The sequence below is a fragment of the Brevundimonas sp. C43 genome (assembly GCF_030732185.1).
Classification (GTDB): Bacteria; Pseudomonadota; Alphaproteobacteria; order Caulobacterales; family Caulobacteraceae; genus Brevundimonas; species Brevundimonas diminuta_C.
Genome location: NZ_CP132231.1, coordinates 448707 through 472867 on the forward strand (window position 1 = coordinate 448707; position 24161 = coordinate 472867).

Sequence of the window (24161 nt, forward strand, 5' to 3'; positions counted from 1 at the left end):
GATCTCTCTGATTTGGATTGCGGAATGACGATCGCGGTTGCGGCCGAAGGGAAGAGGCTCTGACAACGACACGTCCGGAGGAAGGTTGCCGTCTTTCCGGCGACCGGCGCTTAAGTCGCTAGTCAGCATTTTGATGCTGGCGCAAATCTTCGCCCATAGAGATGGACGGGCACGAGCATGCGAGAGGGCGGCAAACACAGTGCAACGTCATTCGCCGTCGAGCGGTGCGGTGCTGCTGGACCGAGCGGCTAAGCTTCGGATAGTTTCTCTCTGCTGAAGGCGGGGTGAAACGATGCGTGCAGCTTGGATCGGGGCGGTTGCTGTGGGCATTTTGGCCGGATCAGCGTCGAACGCCCTTGCGGCGGTCTCCCAAGTTCAGGCGGCGGCCCAAGGCGACGCTACAGTCGCTCTGACCTATGCGGCCGCTCAACAACGTGTTCGCTCCAATTCCAGTCTCGGTCGCGCTGCGGGCTATGGGATGCAGGCCGCCAGGGCCCAGGCGGATGTGGCTGCCGGGCTGAATCGGCCGACCGTAGCGCTCGATGCTCAGTTGATCCGTTATCGCAAGACATTCGATCTCTCGCTGGGCGACACGCTGGACCGCGCACAGGCCGAGCTCGGCGCCGCCATTCCTGGGCTCATCGCGGATTTGCCCGGTGTGCCGGGTGAGGTGTTGCAGAGTGTCGGCCAGCGGCTGGAAGCGGCGCTTCCCGAAATTTTCGCCGCCTTGCCGCAAGACGTCCGATTGCAGGTCGACGACACGACCTTTCGCCCCACGGTGACGGCGCTTCAGCCGATCTATACCGGCGGCGCAATTCCAGCCTTACGACGAGCGGCGGCGGCCAATGTGGATCTGGCGCAGGCGAAGCAGCAGGAAGCGGTCAGTCTGGAGGACGTAAATCTGGCGCGGGCGTACTTTGGCCAGGTGCTGGCCGCCGAAGCGCTGAAGATCGCACGCGAGACCCGTGACGGCTTCGATCTGCATTTGCGCAACGCTCGACTGTTGGAATCGCAAGGCGTGCTCAGCCACGCCCAGACGCTTCAGGTCGAAGTCGCCCGCGATGCGGCTCAGCGGCAGGTCAACAGGGCTGAACTGGAGCACGACAACGCCGTGGCGTCCCTCGCCAGGGTTGTTGACACCAATGGCCCCGTCGTTCCAACCACGCCCCTGTTCGTAAACCGTGACCCAATCGGTCCAGCCGGCGTGTTTCTTGACCAGGCAAGCCAGGCGAACGCTCGCCTTGCGCAGGCTCAAGCGGGGCGCGATCTGGCCGAGGCAGGCGCCGATCTCGCGGCGTCACGAATGAAGCCGTCCGTCTATGCATTCGGAACCTACAACCTGAACCCAGACGACGCTCTGCCGACCGAGCCGGATTGGGCGGTTGGGATCGGCGCCCGTTACACTCTGATTTCGACGGTGGATCGACGACGTATGCTGGGGGCCGCACGCGCCCAGGCCTCGGCTGCTGCGGAGGTGGAAAGACAGGCCCGAGACGACGCCCGATTGCTGGTCACGCGAGCCTATAATCAGGCGGAGTTGGCGCGTCGTCAGTTTCTGAGCATGGACAGCAGTCTGGAGGCCGCCAGCGAGAATCTTAGAGTTCAGGAGGTTGGGTTCCGTGAAGGCGAGGCCACAGCCGCCTCGGTCGTGGACGCCCGCAATCTTCTGGGGGCCGCGCGTTTGCAACGCGCAGCAGCAGCTTACGAATATGATCTCAGCCTGGCCGCCTTGCTGGCGGCGTCGGGAAGCGATCTGACCTTGAACGACTATCTGCAACGCGAAGACCGGATAAGCGCGCCATGAGCGAGACGCCTCCTTTTGCCGATGCCCCGACAAACGGTGCGCCAACCATCGCGGCCAGTCGTACGTCTGCACGGCGACGTATTCTGCCTGTGATCGTGGGCGTCGGCCTCGTGCTGCTGATCGGCTTCATCATCGTGGGCCTCTTCCTCGCGGCCCGTCCTGCCAGGGATCAGGTTCAGGGCATGGTCGAGGCGGAGACCTTCACTGTTGCGACCAAGGTGCCCAGTCGCGTGGAGCGCTTCCTGGCTTCAGAGGGCGATCAGGTGAAGGCAGGTCAAGAGTTGGCTCTGATGAGCAGCCCGGAGGTTGCAGCAAAGGAGGCTCAGGCCCGGGCCCTGCTTCAGTCGAGTGAGGCCATTCAGTCGATGAGCCGCGAAGGCGCTCGCCGCGAGGATGTGCAGTCGGTCGAGTCCGTCTGGCGCGCCGCCCAGGCGACGGCTCGTTTGGCGGACCAGACTGCGCGGCGGGCGGAGACCCTGTTCGCCGAAGGCGTGATTTCCGCCCAACGCCGTGACGAAGCCGTGGCCGCTCGCGCTGCTACAGCCTCGCAGTCCGAAGCCGCCCGTCAGCAGTATCTGAAGGCGTTGGCAGGGACACGGCCGCAGGAAAAATCAGTTGCCGACGCCAATGTGCAAGGCGCGCAGGCCGCCGTCGCCGAGGTCCAAAGCCTCCAGGGTGAGACACGACTGCTTGCGCCAAACGACGGCGAGGTTGCGGAGCGTTTCGCCAATGTCGGCGAGCTCGTGCTCACGGGCGTGCCAGTCTTCACAATCGTGGACATCGGCGACCCGTGGGTTACCTTCAGTGTGCGCGAGGATCAGTTTCGCGATCTGAAAATCGGCGCGATCGTGCGTGGCGACGTGCCCGCACTCGGCCTCGCTGACGTCGCCTTCCGGATCACCGCCATCAATCCTCAGGGCGAGTTCGCCACCTGGCGCTCCACCCGGCAGTCCAGCGGCTATGACGTGCGAAGCTTTCAGGTCAAGGCCAAGCCTGTTCGACCTGTCAGCGGCCTGAGGCCTGGCATGAGCGTGCTGTTCGATTGGTCCGCACGGTGAGACGCCTCGCGGCCGTCTTCGTATCGGCCGTTCGGGACGAGGCGCGCGTCCTGATGACCCGACGGTGGGACGCGTTCGTCGCTTTTGGCCTGCCGCTGCTCCTGCTGATGGTCATCGCGGCGATGCTGGCCCCTGGAGTGATCCGTCAGGCCCCGGTCGCCGTGGTCGATCAAGACAATTCGGCCTTCAGCCGCGCCGCAATTCGCAACATGGAGGCGAGCGCCGGTGTTCGCGTGACCCATGCTCCGGCGACGATGACGGAGGCCATGGCCTTGATGCGACGGGGCGAGATTTACAGCGTCGCTCATTTTCCAGCAGATTTTTCTGACGGGGCGTTTCGTCGGCCGGAACAGGTGACCGTGTCGTTCAATGGCGCCTTCCAGACGGTCGGCGCCTTGTCGGCCTTGGGGCAGAGCGCGGCCATCGCATCAGCGGCCGGCCAGCAGTTGCAAGAACGCGCGCGCCAGAGAGGATTGCCCGAAACCGCATTGCAACTCCCGGCTGTCCAGGTGTCGATCGTCGGCAATCCGCAGCTCAGCTTCGAGCTTTTTCTCGGCGGACTTCTGGCGCCGGGGGTCCTTCATCTGCTGGCGGCTTGTTCCGCGGTGTTGGCGGTTGGTCGGCAAATGCAGGGCGGCTCTTTCAAGCGCTTCAAGGCCGAGACGGGCGGCTTCACGACAACAGCTCTGATCGGGCGACTCATTCCGCACTTCGTGGTCTTCAGCCTGTGGGGGTTGGCCTGGATCGCTTGGCTCAGCGGCGTCCGGGGCTGGGGTGTAGCAGGCTCTCTCCCTTTGCTGATCCTTGGCATACTCGCCTTGATGGCGGTGAGCGTTGTCTTGTCGGCTTTTCTGGTCGCCGCGCTTGGCGAGGTGGATATGGCGTTCTCGGCCACCGCCATATATTCGGGTGCGGCTATCGCCTTTTCCAATGGCACTCTCCCGCTGGACCATGGGCCGCGCTTCGCCCGGATCTGGAGCGATATCCTTCCCTATACGCACTATCTACGGCTGCAGACGGGTCAGCTCGTCACGGCAGCGACTTCCGCATCGGCATGGCGAGACTTGATGATTCTGAGCGGCGTCACCGTGCTCGGTCTGATCGTTTCGGCGCTTTTCATCCGGGTACGAGCGCGTCTTGTCCCCAAGCCGGAGAATTTGAACTTTCCGCTCCCGCAACAGGGCGTTATCGCCGCCTTCGCCGCGACGTTCCGGAACCTGCCGCGTGCGCGGCCGGTCAGCAGCCTGCTGATCCTGGCCGTCGTCCTTTACGCCTTTTACTATCCGGCCGCCTATGCCGGACAGGCCGCGACGGGACTGCCCATCGCCATAGCGACACCGACGCAGACAACGCTGACGCGCACTCTTGTCGAAGACCTGAATGCGTCGCGCGAGATCGAGGTCGCCGCCGTGATTTCATCCCCTACTGAGGGCTTTGAACTGATGCGGCGCGGCGTGGTCGACGGGGTCGTCGTCCTGCCTCAGCGTTTTGAGGCCGATCTGTTGAGGGGGGCGCCGACGGGCGTGGCCATCTGGCTGAACGGCGGCTATCTGGTTCGTGTCACGGCTGTAGGCAAAGCCGTCGCCGCCGCAACAGCGCAGGTCGCCGAGGCGCAGTTGAAAGGGCTGCCTGATATCGCCCGCGCCGTCAGATTGGCGCCGACCCTGAAGCAGGTTTCCCTCTTCAACCCGACGGAGGGCTACGGCGGTTACGCCGTGCCGGCGGTCAGTCTTATCATCTTGCAGCAGACGCTATTGCTGGGAGCCGGCGTGATCACAGCCGTGCGTCGAGAAACCGGCGCACCTAGGCTGAAACGCAGCGCGCGCTTGGGTCTGTGGCTGGCGCTTACGGCGATTGGGACAGCCTCCAGCCTCTTCTATTTCGGTTTCGTGTTCTGGTTTCAGGACTATCCCCGCGCGGGCAACCTGATCGGCGTCCTACTGCTGGCGCCCATATTTTCAGCGGCGGTCGCCGCTGTGGGTCTGCTTCTAGGCGCGCTTTTCGATCGCCATGAACGGGTCTTGCAGGTTCTGGTCGGCACTTCCGCGCCCTTGTTCTTCCTGTCAGGCGCTGCGTGGCCGCATTTCATGATGCCTGAAGGTCTCGTCTGGCTCGCGCATTTTTCACCGTCCACCGCTGCCGTTCAGGCCTTTGTTCGCCTGAACGCCATGGGCGCCAGCCTTTCAGAAGTCTCAGGTTTGGCAGCCATTTTGACAGGCCTTGCCTTCGTCTACGGCGGCCTGTGGGTGGTGTGCGGCTCTCTGCGCGTGACGGCGGGGGCGTCATTGTCGCAAAGCGCAACACGAGAATAGAGACCAACTGAAGCGCAGGGGTGGGTTTGGCTATCGAGACGTCCACCTCAGCGTCAGGCCGATCGTGCGAGGACGCAGAGGTGTGATGGCCTGGGCGTCGGGGAGGCGGAAAGGGTCGCTGTAGGCGAAGGTGTTGGCTTCGGTGTCGAACAGATTGTCCACGAAGACCGTCGCGGTCCATGCCGACGCTTCCACGCCAAAGGCCAGTCTTCCCGTGCCGTAATCGCCCATTCGATATTGCTGACGTCCGTCGAACGTCAGGCGCGACGCACCGACGTAGGACAGGCCGCCGTCGGCCAGCAGTTGAAGACGCTCGCCCAGCGGACGATGCCAGCTGAAGCCGACATTCGCCGAAGCGCGAGGCACCCCGGGCAAGCTCGCGTCGCGACGGGAATCAAACCGCGCGCTGGGCGAGGTGATGCGCGGGTCGGCGACGAGCCCGTTGGCGAAAAGCTCAAGCGTCTCGGTGGGACGCCAGTTGGCCTCGACCTCGAAGCCCTTGTCCGCGCCATCGCCGACGTTGACGACATAGGCCAGGCCGCTGGGCAGAAACTGGTCGCTCTGCACATTGCGCCAGCGCGCGGCGTAGACGGCGGCGCGGAGGCGGGCGCGGCCGTCCGCCGATCGGTACTTGGCCCCCAACTCGGCATTCCACAGGCTATCCGGCTTGTACTGGCGCGCGGGTGAATCTGCCAGGCCGCTGAAGTCCTGACCGATGACGCCGGCGGTGTTGAAGCCGCCGGCCCGGTGGCCACGACTGACGAGGGCGGACAGGTTCAGGCGATCGCTGGGCTGCCAGACGAGGGCGATCTTGGGTGTGAAGCCGGCGGATTCACCGCGTCCGTCGAAGGATCGCGATCGGGTGAACTGTCGAACCAGGGAGGTGGTGTCGTATTCAAGGGCGTAGTAGCGGGCCCCGGCGGTCAGGGTCAGGTCGTAGGGCAGGTCCAGCGACGCTTCGCCATAAACGGCGGCCTCGTTCAGCCGGTCGCGCCGCGCCTCGGAATAGATGGCGCGAGGCTCGGGCGTCAGGGCGGACAGGACGGGATTGGTGCGTGTGGTGTTGGACGATACCAAGCCGCCGGCCAACCAGCGCCAGCGACCGATGTCGGGAGAGGCGAAGTTGGCCTCGCCGACGATCAGATGGATGTCCTTGCCTTCGTCCAGCGCGCCGATGCGCCAGCCCGATCCAAAGCGACGAAGGGCGCTGGAGGCATCGTAGCGGCTCTTGAAGCCATGCTCCACGACCGAGACCGATGCATTTAGCCGGCCCCAGGCACCACGTCCCTCGATCGAGGCCGAGCCCTGGTCGAAGCGGTTCTGGTGCGGTTCTCGGACCAGATTAGCGCGCCTCAGTGGGCCGAGGCCGCGATAGACGTAGTGGGTGTCCTCTGTGACGATGGATTGGTGGACGACGCCGGCGCGCGCCGTCCAGCCGGGCGAAATCTCCAGCGCAGCGGACAGCCGGCCGCCGCGCCGCGTGCCGTCGTTGACTCGCCGCAAGTTCAGTTCGACGTCGTTGATATAGCCGCTGTAGGTCTCGCCATAGAGGGCCGCGCGGATCGCGGCGCGGTCGCCGGCGATCGGCAGGTTGGCGACCAAGCCATAGTCGGAGTTCCAGCCGCCGCCGTCGGTGCGCGACCGGGTCGCCGAGAGCGACAGCGATTCTTCGCCCATCGCCGGAGCCCGCGTGACGATGCGTACGACGCCGCCGATCGGGCCGGTGCCGTAAAGCGTGCCTTGCGGTCCGCGCAGCACCTCGACCCGGTCGATGTCGATCAGCTTCAGATCCGGGTCCGGTGCGGCGTATGTCACCGGCGTCAGGTCGAGGTACAGGCCGACGGTGGATTGGGTCAGGCCGGTGAAGACGCCGTCCGATATGCCGCGTAGAAGGATCTTGTTCCGGCCGGGGCCGAGATTGGTCACCGTCATGCCGGAGACGAGGCTGTCCAGTCCCTGCATGCCCGTGACCCCAGCACGAGTGATGCGTTCGGCGCCGACCGCCGTCATGGCCGACGACGAGGACTGGATCAGTTCGGGGCGGCGCGGGGCGGTCACGACGACTTCGCTGACCTGCGCCACGTCTTCGGGCGGCGTCACGGGAGCGGGGCGTGGGGCGACCGGGCGAGCGGGAGCGGGCGGCGCGCTCGAGTGCCTGCTGATGATTACAGCGCCATCCTGGCGAATGGCGTGGCGACATCCGCTGCCCGCCAGCAATCGCGTAAGGGCTGCGTCCAGCGACATCCGGCCGCTGATCGCGGGGCTGACGCCGACGCACGAGGTGAGGTTGCCGCCCAGTGAAACGCGGGCCTGAAGCGCCAGGTCGAGCAGGGCGTCGTCCACGGATTGGCGGGGGATATAGATGTCGAGCAGGCGCGCATCCGCCTGCGCCGGCGTGCTTAAAGCCGTCGTGGCGAGCAGAAAGAGACTGGGAAGAAGGGCGGCGGCGTGTGGCTTGGACAGGGCGAGGCGTTGGGGCCGCCCGGCCTTAACCGGCCTCACGGGCGTTGACGCGGACTTCGCGCGTCGAGGCGTCCACGCGGACGGGGGCGAAATCCTGCAACTGCTTCAACATCACGGCCTCGTCGCCAATGCGAAGGGCGCCGGTGAACCGCAGCGCCCGAGCCGATGTCGATAGCACGACAGGCTTGTCGAGATAACGTGAAAGATCGTCCGCGACATCGGTCATCGGGCGGTTGCGATAAACGAGAACGCTTTGTCGCCAGGGCGAAGTCTGGTCCGGCAAAACCTGAGACAGGGCCGGGGTCTGCTCGCCGCTCTGCGCCAGCGCCTGACCGGCCAGCAGTCGAACCTTGGGTGCGTTGACGGGGGTTACGGCGACGACGCCCCGTTCGACGGCGACGGCGAAACGGTCGCCGTGGTTCAGGACATTGAATGCGGTCCCCAAAACCTCGACCTGATGATCGCCCGCGGCCACGATGAAAGGATGGGCCGGGTCGTGGGCGATGTCGAAGGCGGCCTCGCCCTCGGTCAGCGAGACCGAACGTTTGTCGCCGTCGAACCGGACGTCCAAGGTGGAATGGCGGTTCAAATAGACGTACGAACCATCCTCGAGCGCGACCGTCAGGGGGGCGTCGTTGGTGGCGTAAACCTGCGAGCCCGGCGTCAGCCACAGGAACAGACCAACCGCCAGCGTCACGCTGGCGGCGATGCCGATCGCCGTGCCCAGCCAGGGCGAACGCGGCTTGGCGCGGCGTGCACGCGCGGCGGCGAGATCGATGACCGGGGTCTCTGTTGCTGCGGGCGAGGCAGGGGCGTCCAGATCGACCCACAGACGCTCGACGGCGTCATAGGCGGCGGCGTGTGCCGGCGACGCCTCCAGCCAGTCCTGGAATTCCAGCCAGGCGGATTCGGGCGTCTCGTCGTCACGCAGGACGACGAACCAGTGGAGCGCCTTTTCCTCAATGTCGGTTTGTGCGGTCATCCGATCCCAGCCTGGAGGAACGTCGTGCAACGCGCCTCCTGATAGCAAGACGGCGCCGCCAAGCTTTCACCTTCAGACAAATTCCCCCAGGGCGTGAAAAGAACGGGCATCACGGTTGAACCTTGCGGGAAAGAACGCGCAGCGCGTCCATCATGTGCTTCTCGACCGAACTGCGCGAAATGCCCATTTGGACCGCGACATCGGCATAGCTGACCCCATCGAACTTGTGCAGGCGAAAGACTGTCTGCGTCTTGGGCGGCAGGGTGTCCAGGGCGGCTAGAAGGCGCGCCAGCTTCTCGCGCCCGGCCACGACCGCCTCTGCCGAAGGCGCAGCATCGAGATCTTCGGCGGCGCCGGTTTCATGGTTCAGTTGTCGCCATTGGGCGTCGCGGTTCGCCGACCGTTGCCCGGATCGCCAGCGGTCCATCAGCAGGTTGGAGGTCAAGCGAAATAGAAAGGCGCGAGGATTTTCGGGCGGCGGGTCGGGGTCGAGCGTCGAGATCTTCAGATAAATGTCCTGCAGCACGTCATCGACATCGCCCGACGCGCCGCCCAGCCGCGCGCGGCAGAACCGGGCCAGATCCTCGCGCTGCTCAAGATAGGCGGCGATCAGGGGATGCGCGGAAGGCGCGGTCAAACGGGCGAAATCCTCTCGTGCAGCCACACGGCCAAGACCTTCAATGCCGTGACGATTTTCCTGAGGCAAGGGCCGGTCGGCGGCGTCCTTGTCATGAAGGCGCCGTGTCGCGGCGACGAGCAGGACCCAGATGCGCGCGTTTGCAGGACATGACGGCACGACGGCCCCGGTTCTTCCGGTCGGCTAGGGCGTCATCATGTTCGATATCTGGCGCTCGGGCTTCATTCGCCGTCCCTTAAGCAGCTTCATTGACCATGAGCCGCGCGCGGACGAGATCGTCTGGCTGCCGGACTGCGGCCCGCATGCCTATGTCGCGGACCCGTTCGGCATCACGCGCGACGGCGTGCTGACCGTCTTCGTCGAGGCGTTCGACTATCATGTACGCCGCGGCGAGATTCACTATCGCCAGTATGACGCCGACGACCGGCTGGTGGGGCAGGGCGTGGCCCTCTCCGAGCCCTGGCACCTGTCCTATCCCAGCCTGATCGAGGACGGCGGCGAACTCTACATGCTGCCGGAAGGCTACAAGAGCGGCGGGCTGATCCTGTATCGCTGTGACCGCTTCCCGGATCAGTGGGAGGCGGTGGCCCGCATCGGCGAGGCGGCTGCGATCGACGCGACGGTGGTCAAGCACGACGGCCGGTGGTGGATGTTCCATGCGCTTCCCGGACCGGACGACCGGGCGATGCGCGAACTGCATGTCGCCTGGGCCGACAGCCTGACGGGGCCTTGGACGGCGCATCCCGGCAATCCGGTGCTGAGCGGTTTTCAGACCTCGCGGCCGGGCGGGTCGGCGTTCCTTCACGACGGCGCGCTTCATCTGCCGGTTCAGGACTGCGCCGCGACCTATGGGGCGGCCATCAATCTATTGCGGATCGATGCGCTTTCGCCGGAGGCGTTTTCGGCCGTGGTCGTCAAGCGGTTCGAGCCGGGCCGTCTGCTGGACGGATACGGCGACGGTTTTCACACCCTGTCCGGTCACGGCGACGTCACCTTCATCGACGTGAAGAGCATCCGCCAGTCATCGGCAGAGCCTTGGCTCAAGGCCGGGTTCAAGGCGCGTCGCCTGCTGGGCCTGAACGGGCCGCGCGGTCGCCGCGCCACCGGCGCCGCCGTTCATCCCAAGATTTTCGAGACCGCTTCCGTTCGGAAGGAAGGCTAGACCATGCGTATCGCCGTCGTTCTGCCGCGAGGCTGCACCTTCTGTCCGGACAAGACCAACTCGATGGAGACGGTGGTGCGCACGCTGTCGGCGCACAGCCGTTTGAACCGGCTGGTGACGATGATCGCCGACGCCGGCGGGCCGACCCCAGCGGGCGTGCAAATGGTGACGGTGCCGGCCGGACTAGGCCGCAAGGCGCGAAATGCGGCGGTGGTTGACGTTCTGAAGAAACTGTCGCCGGACATTGTGGAATACCATCAGCAGCTGAAGGCGGCGTCGGAGTTGGCGCGGCACTCGCCGGACGCGATCCACGTCCTTTATCGCCACACGCGGATCAAGCCGTCGCGCAACCTGATCGAGCGCTTCCGCTATGGCCGTCGCCTCTCGCGGTTCGACCGTCTGGTGTTCGTCAGCCGGGCGGCAGGTGAAGAGTTCGCAACGGATTACCCGCGTCTGGCCGGGCGTGTTTCGTCGGTCTGCAATCCGATCGAAAGCGACGCCTGGCGCGCATCGCCCGAGCAGCGCGAGAACCTGATCCTGTTTTCGGGCCGGGCGATGAAGGACAAGGGGCTGGATCTGTTCTGCGCAGCCCTGGCCGAGACGTTGGATCGTCATACCGACTGGCGCGGCGCACTGATGCTGGGCGACTGGGACAAGCATCAGGATTGGGCCACGCCGCAGGTGCAGATGCTTGAGCGGTTCGGCGACCGGGTCGAAATCCACAAGTCGGCGTCGCTGGACGCGGTGCGAACGATGACGCAGCGCGCCGCCATTGCGGTCACGCCGTCGCGCGTGCGCGAGGCCCTGGGACTTGCCGCGCTGGAGGCCCATGCGGCGGGCGCGGCGCTGATCTCGTCGGGACGCGGCGGCTTGCGCGAAGCCAGCGGCGAATATGCGCTTTATGTCGACGTCGAGGAGGCCGGGTCGCTGACAAGCGCCATGATGCGTCTGGTCGAAAATCCCGATGAACGTCGGGCCCTGGCGCGTGGCGGGCAGGCCTATGTCGAGCGGGTGCATTCGCCGGCCGCCCGCGCCGCCGAGCTGGACGCCTTGCGCGAGGCCTTGGTCGACAAGGCGTTCGTCACGCCGAAGCCGACGCTGCGCCGGCGTCCTCTGTTCGGGCCGGCGGCGTCGCTGACCCGGCTTCAGGGCTAGGGCTTAGGGTTAGGCTTCAGCCCCTTCGGATGAGGCTGTCGTAAACGTGGGTGACCGCGTCGAACCGCACGCGCGTCGGTTGGTCGCCTAGGGGTGTGGCTTGGAAGTCGGCGTCGGTCAGGCCGGCGGCGACGGGATCGGCGATCTTGTCGGTGTTCCAGCCCAGCAGCAGGCGGCCGCCCGGGCGTAGGATGGCCGCCAGCGCCTTCAAGGCGCGCTGCTGCTGGGCGGGACTGTCGACGCCATAACCCAGCACCCCGTTACAGACGATGGCGTCGAAGGTTAGGTCCGAGAACAGCCGATCCGCCTCGCAAACGTCGCCGGTGCGGTGGTGCCCCTCGCGGCCCCAGCGTGCGGCGGCCGGATCGATGTCTGTGGTCCAGACCTCGCCGCCCTGCGCCTCCAGCAAGGCGTAGTCGTCCAGCGTGTATTCGCGGCATCCGACCCACAGGATGCGCCCGCCGTCGGCCGCCAACGCGGGGACATAGCTGTCGGCCATCACCCGTCGGTCGGGCAAGGCGCGGATTCTGACCGCCTTGGCGGATCGTCGCCTGCGGTCGGCGTCCTTGCCGAAGATCAGGCCCCTGACGAGCGTTCTCAGACCCACGCGCATTCCCCTCGGACTGTTCGATACGGTTGTTATCGAGGGGGCGGCGATCTGTCTCGCGCTTTTCCGGGCGTTTCCGGTCGCCGGGCTTTGATGTGGTCGAACGACCGCCTACTGACGGCGCATGATCCAGGACGTTCCTCCCCCCGTCACGCCCACCGCCTTGCCCGAGATCGTCGTCACAGCCGCGCGTCTGCCGCCGGCAGCGGCCGATGCTGCGTTTTCGGTGGTGCGGATCGATGAGACGGTGCTGTCGCGGTCGTCTCGTCTGGATGAGGCGTTGCGATCCGTGCCCGCGGTGTCGCTGTTTCGGCGCACCAGCAGCGCAGCGGCCAATCCGACGACGCAAGGGATTTCGCTGAGGGCCATCGCGCCGTCCGGGGCAGGACGGACGCTGGTGCTGCTGGACGGCGTGCCGCTGAACGATCCGTTCGGGGGCTGGGTCATCTGGTCCCAGGCGACGCCGGAATCCCTGGAGGGCCTGGACGTGATCCGGGGGGCGGGGGCGGGCCCCTATGGCGCGGGCGCTTTGACGGGCACGATCACCCTGCGTGAACGCGCGAAAGGCGGCGCGCTGGATGTGTCCGCGTCCGAGCGGGGCGGTTTGCGGGCGGCGGGGTCGGCGTCCACGCGTGTGGGGCGGGTGGCGGTGACGCTGAGTGGGTTGCGCGAAGTGAGCGACGGCTATGTGCCGGTGCGCGGGTCGGCGGCCGGAGCGGCGGACACTCCGCTTGATCTCGATAGCCGAAGTGCGGCGCTCCGGGTCGATACGGCCTTGGGACAGGCGAACCTGTCGGTGCGGGCCGCGACCTGGGAAGAGGATCGCGGATCGGGTCTGGCCGGAACGCGCGCCAACGCCAGCGGGCACAGCCTGAGCGCCACGGCGGCGCAGACGCCGACCGCGAACGGCTATGGATGGCGGCTGCAGGCGTGGCGGATCGACAGTAATCTGGCCAACAGTTCGGCTTCGGTATCGGCCGACCGCTCCACCACGACGCCGGCCAACGATCAGTTCAAGACGCCCGCGACGGGGTGGGGGCTAAATGCAGCGCTGCGCCGCCGCATGGCGGATTTCGCGGGCGGACGACTGGAATGGGAGTTGGGCGCCGATGCGCGCTTCAACGACGGCGAAACCAACGAACTGTTCAGCAATCCGACCGGGGCGGGCTTCACCCGCATTCGGCGTGCGGGCGGGGAGACAACAGTGGCCGGGGCCTATGGCGATGCGTCCTGGAGCGCGGCCGACTGGCTGGTGGCCGGCGGACTGCGGGTGGATCGGTGGGAGAACACGGGAGGATTTCGTCAGGAGAACACCCTGGCGACCGGCGCCGTCCTGCTGAACGAAAGCGACACGGATCGGTCGGGCGAGGTGGTCAGCGCGCGTCTGGCCCTGCGGCGTGATCTGGGCGGCGGCTATGCGGCGCGAGCGGCGGCCTATTCCGGGTTCAGGCCCGCCACGTTGAACGAACTGCATCGGCCGTTCCGTGTCGGCAACGACATCACCGAGGCCAACGCCGCCCTGACGCCCGAAACGCTGAAGGGCGTGGAGACGGGCCTGGCCTTCGACCGCGAGGGCGTGCGCTGGGGCGCGTCGGTGTTCTGGAACCAGATCGAGGACGCCATCGTCAATGTGACGATCGGCGCCGGGCCAGCAACCTTCCCCCGCGCCGGGTTCGTGCCGGCGGGCGGGGTGCTGCGGCAGCGCCAGAACGCGGGAACGATCGACGCCTGGGGCGTGGAACTGACGGGGGCGCTGGATCTGTCGTCCGCCGTGTCGCTGAACGCCGCTGCGTCCTGGACAGACGCCGAGATCGACGGCGGATCGTCCGCCGCGCAGCTGACCGGCCTGCGTCCCGCCCAGGCGCCGGAATGGAGCGCGACCGCTGGGTTGGATTGGCGCGCGACCGATCGACTGACCCTGGCCCTGGCGGCGCGTTATGAATCGAGCCGGTTCGACGACGACCTGAACAGCCGGGTGCTGGACGCCGCCGTGACGCTGGATGCGCGTGCGGAGTGGGCCTTCACGCCGAACGCGACCCTCTGGATGGCGGCGGACAATCTGTTCGACGAGGATGTCGAGGTGTCAGAAACGGGCACGGGCGTCGCCGGGTACGGCCCGCCCCGAACGGTTAGCGTCGGTTTGCGATTGAGCTATTGAGACCGCTGACCGGCGGTCTTATCGACCAGGTTTTTGCGCGACGCACAGATTTCGTCCGCCCAAAGGGTGAAAATGACCTTCAATGCTGTTGCGCGCGGCCGCTGGCGCGCTAAGCGCTAAGGGCGGTCGATCCACGGCCGCAGATCCCAACGACGAGCCTGTCATGTCCGAAGAATTCTACCGCATGAAGCGGTTGCCGCCCTATGTCATCGCCGAAACCAATGCGATGCGCGCGGCGGCCCGTGCGGCAGGCGAGGACGTGATCGACCTGGGGATGGGCAACCCCGACCTGCCGCCGCCGCAGCATGTGATCGACAAGCTGATCGAGGTGGCCAGGAAGCCCGACGCCCACGGCTATTCGCAGTCCAAGGGCATCCCGGGGCTGCGCCGCGCCCAGGCCAACTATTACGGTCGCCGCTTCGGCGTCGATGTGGATCCCGAGACCGAGGTAATCGTCACCATGGGCTCCAAGGAGGGCTTGGCCAGTCTGGCCACCGCCATCACCGAGCCGGGCGACGTGATCCTGGCGCCCAATCCGTCATATCCGATCCACACCTTCGGCTTCATCATCGCCGGGGCCGCGATCCGCAGCGTGCCGACCACGCCGGACGAGAAGTATTTCGAGGCGCTGGAGCGGGCCATGGCTTTCACCGTGCCGCGGCCCAAGGTGCTGGTGATGAACTATCCGTCGAACCCGACGGCGGAGACGGTCGATCTGGCCTTCTACGAACGGGTCGTGGACTTCGCCAAGGCGAACGATCTGTGGATCATCAGCGACCTGGCCTATTCGGAGCTCTATTACGACGGCAAGCCGACGGTCTCGATCCTGCAGGTGCCGGGCGCCAAGGACGTGGCGATCGAGTTCACCTCCCTGTCCAAGACCTACAGCATGGCCGGCTGGCGGATGGGATTTGCGGTCGGCAACAAGAAACTGATCGCGGCGATGACGCGGGTGAAATCCTACCTCGACTATGGCGCCTTCACGCCGATCCAGGCGGCGGCGTGCGCCGCGCTGAACGGGCCGCAGGACATCGTCGAGCAGAACCGCAAACTCTATCACCGCCGTCGCGACGTGCTGGTTGAGAGCTTCGGCCGCGCGGGCTGGGAGATTCCCAAGCCGGCCGCCTCCATGTTTGCCTGGGCGCCCTTGCCGCCGGCGCTGAAGCATCTGGGCAGTCTGGAGTTTTCCAAGCAGTTGCTGACCCACGCAAAGGTCGCGGTGGCGGCGGGCGTCGGCTATGGCGAGAACGGCGAGGGCTTTGTGCGCATCGCCATGGTCGAAAACGAGCAGCGCATCCGCCAGGCCGCGCGCAACATCAAATCCTATCTGAAATCGCAGGGCGTCAACGTGCCGCCCAGCCGGGAAGACTGACTATGCCGTCTGGACTGATCGCGCTGCTGGACGACGTCGCCGGCATCGCAAAGCTGGCGGCCGCGTCGCTGGATGACGTGGGAGCGGCGGCCGGCAAGGCCTCGACCAAGGCCGCCGGCGTGGTGGTGGACGATGCGGCGGTGACGCCGCGCTATGTCGTGGGCCTGTCGCCCAGCCGCGAACTGCCGATCATCAGCAAGATCGCGCTCGGGTCGTTTCGCAACAAGTTGATCTTCATCCTGCCGGTAGCCCTGGTGCTCAGCGCCTTCGCGCCCTGGGCCATCACGCCGATCCTGATGTGCGGCGGCACCTATCTGTGTTTCGAGGGGGCGGAAAAGCTGCTGGAGGCGATGGGGCACGGCGGGCATGAGGATGCCGCGCCGGTCGCGCGCGATGCGGCGGCGCTGGAGAAGACGACCGTGTCGGGCGCGGTGCGCACCGATCTGATCCTGTCAGCCGAGATCATGGCCATCGCCCTGGCCGATGTGGCGGCGCAGCCGATCCTGACCCAGGCCGCTGTGCTGGCGGTGGTCGGCATCGCCATGACCGTGGTCGTCTATGGCGCGGTCGGCCTGATCGTGAAGATGGACGACATCGGCCTGCATCTGGCTCAGCGGCCCAATGGCGGGGTTCGCGCCTTGGGGCGGGGGCTGGTCAAGGGCATGCCGATGGTGATGAGCGCCCTGTCGGCGATCGGCACGGCGGCCATGCTGTGGGTCGGCGGCGGCATTCTGCTGCACGGTTCCCATACGCTGGGGCTGCACTGGCCGGCGGTACCGGTCGAGCATCTGTCGCATGCCGTCGGCGCACTGTTCGGGCCGCTGGCGGGGGTCATGAGCTGGCTGACCACGGCGGTGGCCTCGGCCGTGATCGGGCTGATCGTCGGCGGGGTGGTGGTGCTGGTCCTGCATCAGGTCTCGCGCCTGCGGTCCAAGGAATCGCACTAGGAGCGAGCCGGGCTGTCACGCGGGCGCCATCCGCTACGGCTAGAGGCCGCACGGCCGTTGTTGGAGTTGTTCATGTCCCTGTCGCGTCACGTCGCCGCCGCGTGTCTGGCCATCTTGTCGATCACGGGCGCCGCCTGTGCGGGCGCGCCGGTCGCCCAGCCGGCGGTTCAGGGGGCCGCGCCTCAGGCATCGGCTGCGGCCCTGACGCCGCCCAAACTGATCGTGACCATCGTGGTCGATCAGTTCAGCGCCAACCTCTTCAACCAGTATCGCAGCCGCTACAGCGGCGGCCTGCGCCGGCTGGCCGACCAGGGGCTGGTGTCGATCAACGGCTATCAGACCCACGGTCTGACCGAGACCTGCCCCGGGCACTCCACCGTTCTGACCGGGATGCATCCGGCCGAGACCGGCATTCCCGCCAACGACTGGATCGACGGCAAGACCGGCAAGGAGGTCTATTGCCTGGCCGCGCCGCAGAACCACCTGGCGCACGGGCGCGACGACACCGATAACGGGCCGGTGGGGCCGGATCAGCTGCGCGCGACGACGCTGGGCGACTGGCTGAAGAACGTCAGCCCGGACAGCAAGGTGATGGCTGTGTCGGGTAAGGATCGCGGGGCGATCAATCTGGCCGGTCATCAGGGGCAGGCCTTCTGGTTCACCGACGGGTTTGGACTGACCACCTATGTCGAGCCGGGTCAGACGGCCGAGGCGAAACTGGCGCCGGTCGCTGCGTTCAACGGTGACTTCAACGCCTGGACGGCGGCGACGCCGACAACCTGGGACTATCAGAATGCGGACTGCCGGGCGCTGGCGGGCGACTGGACCATTCGCGGCCAGACCTTCCATTCGGTGCTGCCGCCGGCGGGGCTGAAGTTCGACACCTCGCCATTGCTGGACGAGCAGACGCTGAAGGCGGCGGAATATCTGCTGGACAGCCAGAAGCTGGGGCAGGGGACGGCGACCGACATGCTGGGCGTCAGCCTGTCGGCCACCGACCGGATCGGCCATATGTACGGCACCCAGGGCCCGGAAATGTGCGAGCAGATGCACCGGCTGGATGCGGCGCTGGGCACCTTCTTGGACAAGCTGGCCCAGGTTCCGGGTGGGGCGCTGGTCGTTCTGACGGCTGATCACGGCGGTTCGGACTTCGTCGAGCGGCTGCACGAGCATGGCTATCCGCAGGCGCACCGCGCCGACACCGATGCGATCAAGGGCGTCAACGCCGCGCTGAAGGCGCGCTTCAACCTGCGCGCCGATCCGCTGCAGTCCGGCGGAAGCGGCTGGATGGTCGCCGATGCGGATCACAAGTCGCTGCCCGATCCGTTGCGGACACAGGTGGCGGAGGCGGCGGTCGAGATGCTGCGCGCCCTGCCGGACGTGGCCTTCGCCGAGACGCGCGACCGGCTGCTGGCCGAGCCTCTGCCGGACAGCCGTCAGCCCGAGATGATGACAGTGCGCGAGCGGATGCGGCTGTCGACCGTCGCCGAGCGATCGCCTGACATCCAGTTCGCCTGGACCCAGAACACCACCTCGGGCGGCCGCGTCGGCTCGACCCTGGCCGGCCACGGTACGCCGTGGGAATATGACCGGCGCGTGCCGATCATCTTCTGGTGGCCGGGCGCCAAGGCCGAAGAGCGGTTCCTGCCGATCCGGACCGTCGATATCGCCCCGACCCTCGCCCATGTGATCGGCGTCCCGGCGCCCCAGGTCGAGGGCCGATGCATTGATCTGAACGGGTTTGCCGTGGCGGCTTGCGGGGCGGCGGCCAGATAAACTCCTGTTTCCGGCCGTCAACTCATGTTTCCTGAGAGGAAGGCGGCCTTACGCAGCGCGGGTTTCGTTGGCAGAAGAGGGCGAAATCGCCCAGGCGGCCCCGTTTTGCCGTCCGAGAGAGCCAACAGGAAACGTCATGAACCGAGCCCGTCGCGCGCGCATCGTCGCCACCCTGGGACCCGCCAGCCGTGCGCCCAGCACCGTCAAGGCGCTGGCCCAGGCGGGGGTGGACGTGTTCCGTCTGAACTTCAGCCACGGGTCGCATGAGGATCACGCCGCGGCATTGAAGGCGGTGCGCGGCGCTGAGATGGCCCTGCAGCGTCCGCTGGGCGTACTGGCCGACCTTCAAGGGCCGAAGCTGCGTCTGGGCCGGTTCAAGGACGTCGAGATCTCGGTCAAGCCGGGCCACACCATGCGCTTCGACCTGGACCCGACGCCCGGCGACGAGACGCGGGTGCAGATGCCACATCCGGAAATCTTCAAGGCGCTGCGCAAGGGCATGCTGCTGCTGCTGGACGACGGGCGGGTGCGTCTGCGGGTCGGCGAGCGGACCGATGAGTGGGCGGATGTGACGGTCGAGAGCGGCTCGAAGCTGTCGGACCGCAAGGGCGTGGCGGTGCCCGAGGCGGTGATCCCGGTCTCGGCCCTGACGCCGAAAGACCGTGAGGACTTGGCCTTCGCCCTGCGGATGGGCGTGGACTGGGTGGCGCTCAGCTTCGTGCAGAAACCCGAGGACATGGCCGAGCTGAAGCGGATCGTGAACGGGCAGGCGGCCTGCCTCGCCAAGATCGAAAAGCCGGCGGCCCTGGCCGATCTGGAAGCCATCCTGGACTATTGCGACGGGGTTATGGTGGCGCGCGGCGATCTGGGCGTCGAACTGGATCCCGAGGATGTGCCGGTGGCGCAAAAGCAGATCGTGCGCGCAGCCCGCAATCGCGGGGTGCCTGTGATCGTGGCCACCCAGATGCTGGAATCGATGACCAGCGCCCCGGCCCCGACACGCGCCGAGGCGACCGATGTGGCCAATGCTGTCTATGAGGGCGCGGACGCCCTGATGCTGTCGGCCGAGACGGCGTCGGGCGACTATCCGCTGGAATCCGTCGGCATCATGAGCCGGATCATCGAGCGGGTCGAACGCGATCCGATGTGGCCCAGTCTGATGGGCGCCGAACATGCCGGCATGGATGAGCATGATGTGGACGCCCTGGTCGGGGCGGCGCGGATGGCGGCGAATGCGCCCTCGACCGGCTGTCTGGTGGTGTTCACGACCCTGGGCGGCACGGCGCGGCGGATGGCGCGCGAGCGGCCGTTGAAGCCGATCCTGGTGCTGACGCCCAATCCCAACACCGCGCGCCGGCTCGCCCTGGTATGGGGACTGGAGCCGCGTCTGGGCGAGCAGCCGGACTCGCTGGAGGCCGTGACGGACGACGCCGTCAACAGCGCGGTCAAATATGGTCTGGCCGAGCCGGGCCAGCGCATCCTGATCCTGGCCGGCACGCCGTTCGGAGCGCCCGGTGCGGCCAATCTGCTGCGACTGGCCCACGCGCCTGCGGCGACGTCGAAGGGACGTAAGAAGAGCTAGAAGGCGATCTCGCGACGCTCCGCCGCGCTGCGCAGACCGGCGTCGAGGATGCGCATGACGGTCAGGGCCTGATCGGCGGGGACGGGCGGCGGTCCTTCGCCGAGGATCGCCTCGCGCATGGCGGCGTAGAAGGCGGGATAGTCGCCGCGTGCGGGCGTCGGCGTGGTGCGGACGGTGTCGCCGTCGATCTGCTTCGTCAGCTCGCCGGGCGAAGGATCGAGGCCCCAGTCCGCGTCGCCGGGACGCAGGCCGGCCTTGGACTGGCCCTCCTGGGCGTCGAGACCGTGTTTGATGAAGCTGCCGCCTATGCCGTGGACGGCGTAGCGGAGGCTAGCCTCGGCGGCGAGGTGGCTCATGTTCAGGATGACGCGCAGCCGGCCGTAGCGCAGCAGGACGTGGGCGTAGTCGATGGCCGTGGCGCCGAGACGTTGGGCCTGGAGATCGGCATAGATGGCCAGCGGCGGCCCAAACAGCTGGACCGCCTGGTCGATCAGGTGCGGGCCCAGGTCGGCCCAGACGCCGCCGTCGCGTTTGTCCTTCCAGCGATCGGTGACGGTCGGGCGGAAGCGGTCGTAGTGGCTTTCGAACACGGCGATCTCGCCGAGTTCGCCCTGGTCGATCAGGCGGCGCAGGGTCAGGAAGTCGGCGTCCCAACGGCGGTTTTGGAAGACGCTGAAAACGCCGGGCGATGACGCTGCGACGGCGGCGACGGCTTCGGCGTCAGCCAGGGTCGCCGCGAAGGGCTTGTCCACCACCACCGACTTGCCGGCCTTCAGCGCGGCGATCGACTGTTCGGCGTGCAGGGCGTCCGGTGTGGCGACGACGATCAGGCCGATGTCGTCACGGGCCAATGCGGCGTCCAGGTTCGGCAGCACCTCCACATCGGGCAGGTCGGCGTGGACCGCTTCGGGTCGGGACGAGACGACGGCGGCCAAGCGCAGGCCGGGGGTGGCGGCGATCAGGGGGGCGTGGAAGGTCTGGCCCGCCAGGCCGTAGCCGACGACGGCGACGCCGATGGGTGCATGTGAGGTCATGCCCCGATCAATAGCGGTCGGGGCGCGGGCCATCCAGCACATAGGGCACCACGCCGCGCTCGTTCTCGGGCACGTGCAGGGTTCGGTCGAGGGGTGGGAAGGCGCGTTGGGTGCAGTCGGTGCGCTCGCAGATGCGGCAGCTGACGCCGATCCGCGCGGCGGGGCCGTTCAGATCGAGGCCGGCGGCATAGACGAGCGCGCCCGCATGTTCGACCTCGCATCCCAGGGACAGGGCGTAGCGGCGGTCGTTGGCCAAGTAGGAGCCGCTGGGCTTGGACACGCTGCGGGCGATGGAGATGTAGCGCGAACCGTCCGGCATCTCGGCCAACTGCACCCCGATCCGGTCGGGCGCCGCGAAGGCTTCGTGGACGTTCCACAGCGGGCAGGCGCCGCCGAAGCGGGCGAACTGGAAGCGGGTGGCGCTGTGGCGCTTGGTGATGTTGCCGGCCATGTCCACGCGGGCGAAATAGAAGGGCACGCCGCGCCAGCCGGGCCGTTGCAGGGTCGAGAGCCGGTGGCAGACCTGTTCGAAACTGACCTGGAACCGGGTCCGCAGCCGGTCGATGTCGTGCTTCTCCTCGCGCGCCGCCTCCAGAAAAGCGCGGTAGGGCAACAGCAGCGCGCCCGCCGCATAGTTGGCCAGACCCACGCGGGCCACGTCCCGCGCGGCGTCGGTGCGGAAGGCGGCCTGATCCAGTTCGGCCTCGATCAGGTCGCGGAAGGACAGCAGGGCCAGCTGATGCGCCAGCTGGAACGACCGCGTCGCGCCGGGCTGCCACGCGTCGAGCGTCAGGACGCGGCTGGCGGGATCGTAGCGACGCAGGGCCTCCTGACCGGCGACATAGGCGACGCGGACGCCGTGCGCCTGGCTCAGCGCGGCCTCCAGCGCCCGCTCGATCTGGCCGTCCTGCACCAGCGTTGCCGCCAGCGCCTCGGCCGCGGTGTCCAGCGTGTCGATATAGTTGTCCCGATAATGGAAGAAGTCGCGCACCTCCTCGTAGGGCAGCAGGGCGACACTGGCGCCGTGTTCGTCCCGGCCCAGGGTGTCGTCCAGCGCCTTCACCCGCTCTTCCAGACGACGGAAGGTTTGGTGCAGGGCCAGGAACTGGCGGGCCAGGCGCGGGGTGTTGGCGACGGCCTGTTTCAGCTCGGCGGCCGTGGGTGGTTCGGCCTCACCCATCATCGGGCCCGCAATGTCGGTGGTGGCTTCGCGCAGGTCGGCGATCAGGCGGGCGTCGCCCTCCAGATCGAACAGGCTGGCGTCCACATGAAAGGCGCGGGTCAGGGCGATCAGGACACGCGCGGTCGCCGGGCGCTGATTGGTCTCAATCTGCGACAGATAGGACGGCGACAGGCCCAGCCGCTCGGCGCAGGCCTCCAGCGTCCAGCCGCGGGCCTCGCGCAGCTTTCGCAGTTTGGCGCCCAGGAAAAGCTTCTCAGCCATTCGCAACTTTGCAGATCATATTGCCATCCTTTGCAAGCCCGCGCAGTTCCACACTTTTTGCAAAGTTGCGTTTGCCATTTTGCGATGAAGGCGCCACGCGTTCTTTGAACGAGAGGCGAAGATCCATCATGACTCAAGCCATCCTTGAAGAACTGGAGCGCCGTCGCGCCGCCGCCAAACTGGGCGGTGGGGAAAAGCGTATCGCCGCCCAGCACGCCAAGGGCAAGCTGACGGCGCGCGAACGCATCGACGTGCTGCTGGACGAGGGCTCCTTCGAGGAGACCGACATGTTCGTGGAGCACCGCAGCCACGACTTCGGCATGCAGGACCAGCGCATCCCCGGCGACGGGGTGGTGACGGGTCGCGGCACGATCGGCGGACGGTTGGTCTATGTCTTCTCCAAGGACTTCACGGTCTTCGGGGGATCGCTGTCGGGCGCCCATGCGGCCAAGATCGTCAAGCTGCAGAAGATGGCCCTGACCACCGGCGCGCCGATCATCGGTCTGTTCGACGCCGGCGGCGCGCGTATTCAGGAAGGGGTGGAGAGTCTGGCGGGTTACGCCGACATCTTCCTGCAGAACACGCTCGCCAGCGGCGTCATTCCCCAGATCAGCGTGATCATGGGCCCGTGCGCGGGCGGAGACGTCTACTCGCCCGCCATCACCGACTTCATCTTCATGGTGAAGGACACGAGCTACATGTATGTGACCGGCCCCGACGTGGTGAAGACCGTCACCAACGAGGTCGTCAGCCACGAGGACCTGGGCGGCGCCCGCGTCCACGCCGGCAAGTCGGGCGTGGCGGACGGGGCGTTTGAGAACGACCTGGAGGCCCTGTCGGAGGTGCGCCGCCTGATCGGCTTCCTGCCGCTGTCGAACCGCGAAAAGCCGCCGGTGCGCGAAAGCTATGACGAGCCGGAGCGTGACGAGCCGTCGCTGGATACCCTGATCCCGGCCAATCCGAACCAGCCCTATGACATGAAGGAGTTGATCCTGAAGGTGGTCGACGAGGCCGACTTCTTCGAGATCGGCACCGACTTCGCCAGGAACATCATCTGCGGCTTCGGCCGGCTGGACGGCCAGACGGTCGGGATCGTCGCCAACCAGCCCCAGGTGCTGGCGGGCGTGCTGGACATCGATTCAAGCCGGAAGGCCGCGCGGTTCGTGCGCTTCTGCGACGCGTTCGACATTTCGCTGGTGACGCTGGTGGACGTGCCGGGCTTCATGCCGGGGACCAAGCAGGAATACGGTGCCCTGATCAAACACGGGGCCAAGCTGCTGTTCGCCTATGCCGAGGCGACGGTGCCGAAACTGACCCTGATCACGCGCAAGGCCTATGGCGGCGCCTATGACGTGATGAGCTCCAAACACCTGCGTGGCGACGTCAACTACGCCTGGCCCACCGCCGAGATCGCGGTCATGGGCGCCAAGGGGGCGGTCGAGATCATCTTCCGCAAGGAGGCCGGCGATCCCGAGGCCCTGGCCGCGCGCGAGGCTGAGTACAAGGACCGGTTCGCCAACCCCTTCGTGGCGGCTGGTCTGGGCTATATCGACGACGTCATCATGCCGCACGGCACGCGGCGGCGGCTGGTGAAGGCGCTGCGGACGCTGAAGAACAAAGTCCAGGAGAACCCCTGGAAGAAGCACGACAATATTCCGCTGTAGGCTC

Annotated in this window: 18 protein-coding genes; 11 read left to right on the forward strand and 7 right to left on the reverse strand. The window is 66.8% G+C overall.

Annotation, left to right across the window (positions count from 1 at the left end; all coding sequences use genetic code 11):
• Positions 1-292 precede the first annotated feature (292 nt).
• From Q9R14_RS02260 to Q9R14_RS02270, 3 genes are read left to right on the forward strand one after another with little or no spacing between them, the layout of a single operon-like run.
• Entirely contained in the window at positions 293-1804 is a 1512-nt protein-coding gene (locus Q9R14_RS02260; RefSeq protein WP_306003344.1) for a TolC family protein, read from the forward strand.
• Positions 1801-2862 (forward strand): HlyD family secretion protein, encoded by a 1062-nt coding sequence (locus Q9R14_RS02265; protein WP_306003345.1) that lies wholly within the window; start codon positions 1801-1803, stop codon positions 2860-2862. Before Q9R14_RS02260 ends, Q9R14_RS02265 begins: the two co-directional genes overlap by 4 nt.
• Positions 2847-5174: an ABC transporter permease gene (locus Q9R14_RS02270; protein WP_306003346.1), complete on the forward strand. Its 2328-nt coding sequence runs from the start codon at positions 2847-2849 to the stop codon at positions 5172-5174. Before Q9R14_RS02265 ends, Q9R14_RS02270 begins: the two co-directional genes overlap by 16 nt.
• Positions 5175-5204: 30 nt before the next feature.
• Here the strand turns inward: Q9R14_RS02270 and Q9R14_RS02275 are convergent, their stop codons facing one another.
• The 3 genes from Q9R14_RS02275 to Q9R14_RS02285 form a co-directional block, all read right to left on the reverse strand.
• Positions 5205-7676 carry a TonB-dependent receptor gene (locus tag Q9R14_RS02275; protein WP_306003347.1) on the reverse strand — a complete coding sequence of 824 codons (2472 nt, stop codon included), beginning with the start codon at positions 7674-7676 and terminating at the stop codon, positions 5205-5207.
• The gene (locus Q9R14_RS02280) at positions 7663-8619 is read right to left on the reverse strand and encodes a FecR domain-containing protein (RefSeq protein ID WP_306003348.1); all 957 of its coding nucleotides are present in this window, start codon (positions 8617-8619) and stop codon (positions 7663-7665) included. Before Q9R14_RS02280 ends, Q9R14_RS02275 begins: the two co-directional genes overlap by 14 nt.
• 109 nt (positions 8620-8728) lie before the next feature.
• The gene (locus Q9R14_RS02285) at positions 8729-9256 is read right to left on the reverse strand and encodes an RNA polymerase sigma factor (protein WP_306003349.1); all 528 of its coding nucleotides are present in this window, start codon (positions 9254-9256) and stop codon (positions 8729-8731) included.
• Between the two features lie 196 nt (positions 9257-9452).
• Here Q9R14_RS02285 and Q9R14_RS02290 point away from each other — a divergent pair, with 196 nt between their 5' ends.
• Both Q9R14_RS02290 and Q9R14_RS02295 read left to right on the forward strand, forming a co-directional pair.
• Positions 9453-10418: a hypothetical protein gene (locus Q9R14_RS02290; protein WP_306003350.1), complete on the forward strand. Its 966-nt coding sequence runs from the start codon at positions 9453-9455 to the stop codon at positions 10416-10418.
• Positions 10419-10421: 3 nt separating this feature from the next.
• Complete coding sequence (locus Q9R14_RS02295) at positions 10422-11573, forward strand: glycosyltransferase family 4 protein (protein ID WP_306003351.1); 1152 nt, start codon at positions 10422-10424, stop codon at positions 11571-11573.
• Between the two features lie 16 nt (positions 11574-11589).
• Here the strand turns inward: Q9R14_RS02295 and Q9R14_RS02300 are convergent, their stop codons facing one another.
• Positions 11590-12186, reverse strand: a complete 597-nt coding sequence (locus Q9R14_RS02300; RefSeq protein ID WP_371929751.1) for a class I SAM-dependent methyltransferase — start codon at positions 12184-12186, stop codon at positions 11590-11592.
• Between the two features lie 118 nt (positions 12187-12304).
• On the opposite strand from Q9R14_RS02300, the gene Q9R14_RS02305 reads away from it, so the two are divergent.
• From Q9R14_RS02305 to pyk, 5 genes are all read left to right on the forward strand, one after another.
• Positions 12305-14338 carry a TonB-dependent receptor gene (locus tag Q9R14_RS02305; protein WP_306003353.1) on the forward strand — a complete coding sequence of 678 codons (2034 nt, stop codon included), beginning with the start codon at positions 12305-12307 and terminating at the stop codon, positions 14336-14338.
• Between the two features lie 163 nt (positions 14339-14501).
• A complete protein-coding gene (locus Q9R14_RS02310) occupies positions 14502-15710 on the forward strand; it encodes an LL-diaminopimelate aminotransferase (RefSeq protein WP_306003354.1) in 1209 nt (402 codons plus the stop codon).
• Positions 15711-15712: 2 nt separating this feature from the next.
• Positions 15713-16657, forward strand: a complete 945-nt coding sequence (locus tag Q9R14_RS02315; protein ID WP_306003355.1) for a DUF808 domain-containing protein — start codon at positions 15713-15715, stop codon at positions 16655-16657.
• Positions 16658-16729: 72 nt separating this feature from the next.
• Positions 16730-18433 (forward strand): alkaline phosphatase family protein, encoded by a 1704-nt coding sequence (locus Q9R14_RS02320; protein ID WP_306003356.1) that lies wholly within the window; start codon positions 16730-16732, stop codon positions 18431-18433.
• 136 nt (positions 18434-18569) lie between these two features.
• The gene (pyk, locus tag Q9R14_RS02325) at positions 18570-20015 is read left to right on the forward strand and encodes a pyruvate kinase (protein ID WP_055753148.1); all 1446 of its coding nucleotides are present in this window, start codon (positions 18570-18572) and stop codon (positions 20013-20015) included.
• Here the strand turns inward: pyk and Q9R14_RS02330 are convergent.
• The 3 genes from Q9R14_RS02330 to Q9R14_RS02340 are packed head-to-tail and all read right to left on the reverse strand — an operon-like array spanning position 20012 to position 22623.
• Positions 20012-21049 (reverse strand): oxidoreductase, encoded by a 1038-nt coding sequence (locus Q9R14_RS02330; protein ID WP_306003357.1) that lies wholly within the window; start codon positions 21047-21049, stop codon positions 20012-20014. The two genes, pyk and Q9R14_RS02330, sit on opposite strands and share 4 nt — an antisense overlap.
• A 7-nt stretch (positions 21050-21056) precedes the next feature.
• Positions 21057-22493: a short-chain fatty acyl-CoA regulator family protein gene (locus tag Q9R14_RS02335; RefSeq protein WP_306003358.1), complete on the reverse strand. Its 1437-nt coding sequence runs from the start codon at positions 22491-22493 to the stop codon at positions 21057-21059.
• Positions 22486-22623 (reverse strand): hypothetical protein, encoded by a 138-nt coding sequence (locus Q9R14_RS02340; RefSeq protein WP_306003359.1) that lies wholly within the window; start codon positions 22621-22623, stop codon positions 22486-22488. Before Q9R14_RS02340 ends, Q9R14_RS02335 begins: the two co-directional genes overlap by 8 nt.
• Here Q9R14_RS02340 and Q9R14_RS02345 point away from each other — a divergent pair.
• Positions 22622-24157, forward strand: a complete 1536-nt coding sequence (locus Q9R14_RS02345; RefSeq protein WP_306003360.1) for an acyl-CoA carboxylase subunit beta — start codon at positions 22622-22624, stop codon at positions 24155-24157. The genes Q9R14_RS02340 and Q9R14_RS02345 overlap by 2 nt on opposite strands.
• Positions 24158-24161 lie beyond the last annotated feature (4 nt).

What these genes read in the sequence shown, in the direction of transcription:
- Q9R14_RS02260 (WP_306003344.1), top strand. Translation starts at nt 293, where the DNA reads ATGCGTGCAGCTTGGATCGGGGCGGTTGCTGTGGGCATTTTGGCCGGA.
- Q9R14_RS02265 (WP_306003345.1), top strand. Translation starts at nt 1,801, where the DNA reads ATGAGCGAGACGCCTCCTTTTGCCGATGCCCCGACAAACGGTGCGCCA.
- Q9R14_RS02280 (WP_306003348.1), bottom strand. Translation starts at nt 8,619, where the DNA reads ATGACCGCACAAACCGACATTGAGGAAAAGGCGCTCCACTGGTTCGTC.
- Q9R14_RS02290 (WP_306003350.1), top strand. Translation starts at nt 9,453, where the DNA reads ATGTTCGATATCTGGCGCTCGGGCTTCATTCGCCGTCCCTTAAGCAGC.
- Q9R14_RS02295 (WP_306003351.1), top strand. Translation starts at nt 10,422, where the DNA reads ATGCGTATCGCCGTCGTTCTGCCGCGAGGCTGCACCTTCTGTCCGGAC.
- Q9R14_RS02300 (WP_371929751.1), bottom strand. Translation starts at nt 12,186, where the DNA reads ATGCGCGTGGGTCTGAGAACGCTCGTCAGGGGCCTGATCTTCGGCAAG.
- Q9R14_RS02305 (WP_306003353.1), top strand. Translation starts at nt 12,305, where the DNA reads ATGATCCAGGACGTTCCTCCCCCCGTCACGCCCACCGCCTTGCCCGAG.
- Q9R14_RS02310 (WP_306003354.1), top strand. Translation starts at nt 14,502, where the DNA reads ATGTCCGAAGAATTCTACCGCATGAAGCGGTTGCCGCCCTATGTCATC.
- Q9R14_RS02315 (WP_306003355.1), top strand. Translation starts at nt 15,713, where the DNA reads ATGCCGTCTGGACTGATCGCGCTGCTGGACGACGTCGCCGGCATCGCA.
- Q9R14_RS02320 (WP_306003356.1), top strand. Translation starts at nt 16,730, where the DNA reads ATGTCCCTGTCGCGTCACGTCGCCGCCGCGTGTCTGGCCATCTTGTCG.
- pyk (WP_055753148.1), top strand. Translation starts at nt 18,570, where the DNA reads ATGAACCGAGCCCGTCGCGCGCGCATCGTCGCCACCCTGGGACCCGCC.
- Q9R14_RS02330 (WP_306003357.1), bottom strand. Translation starts at nt 21,049, where the DNA reads ATGACCTCACATGCACCCATCGGCGTCGCCGTCGTCGGCTACGGCCTG.
- Q9R14_RS02335 (WP_306003358.1), bottom strand. Translation starts at nt 22,493, where the DNA reads ATGGCTGAGAAGCTTTTCCTGGGCGCCAAACTGCGAAAGCTGCGCGAG.
- Q9R14_RS02345 (WP_306003360.1), top strand. Translation starts at nt 22,622, where the DNA reads ATGACTCAAGCCATCCTTGAAGAACTGGAGCGCCGTCGCGCCGCCGCC.
- Q9R14_RS02340 (WP_306003359.1), bottom strand. Translation starts at nt 22,623, where the DNA reads ATGATGGATCTTCGCCTCTCGTTCAAAGAACGCGTGGCGCCTTCATCG.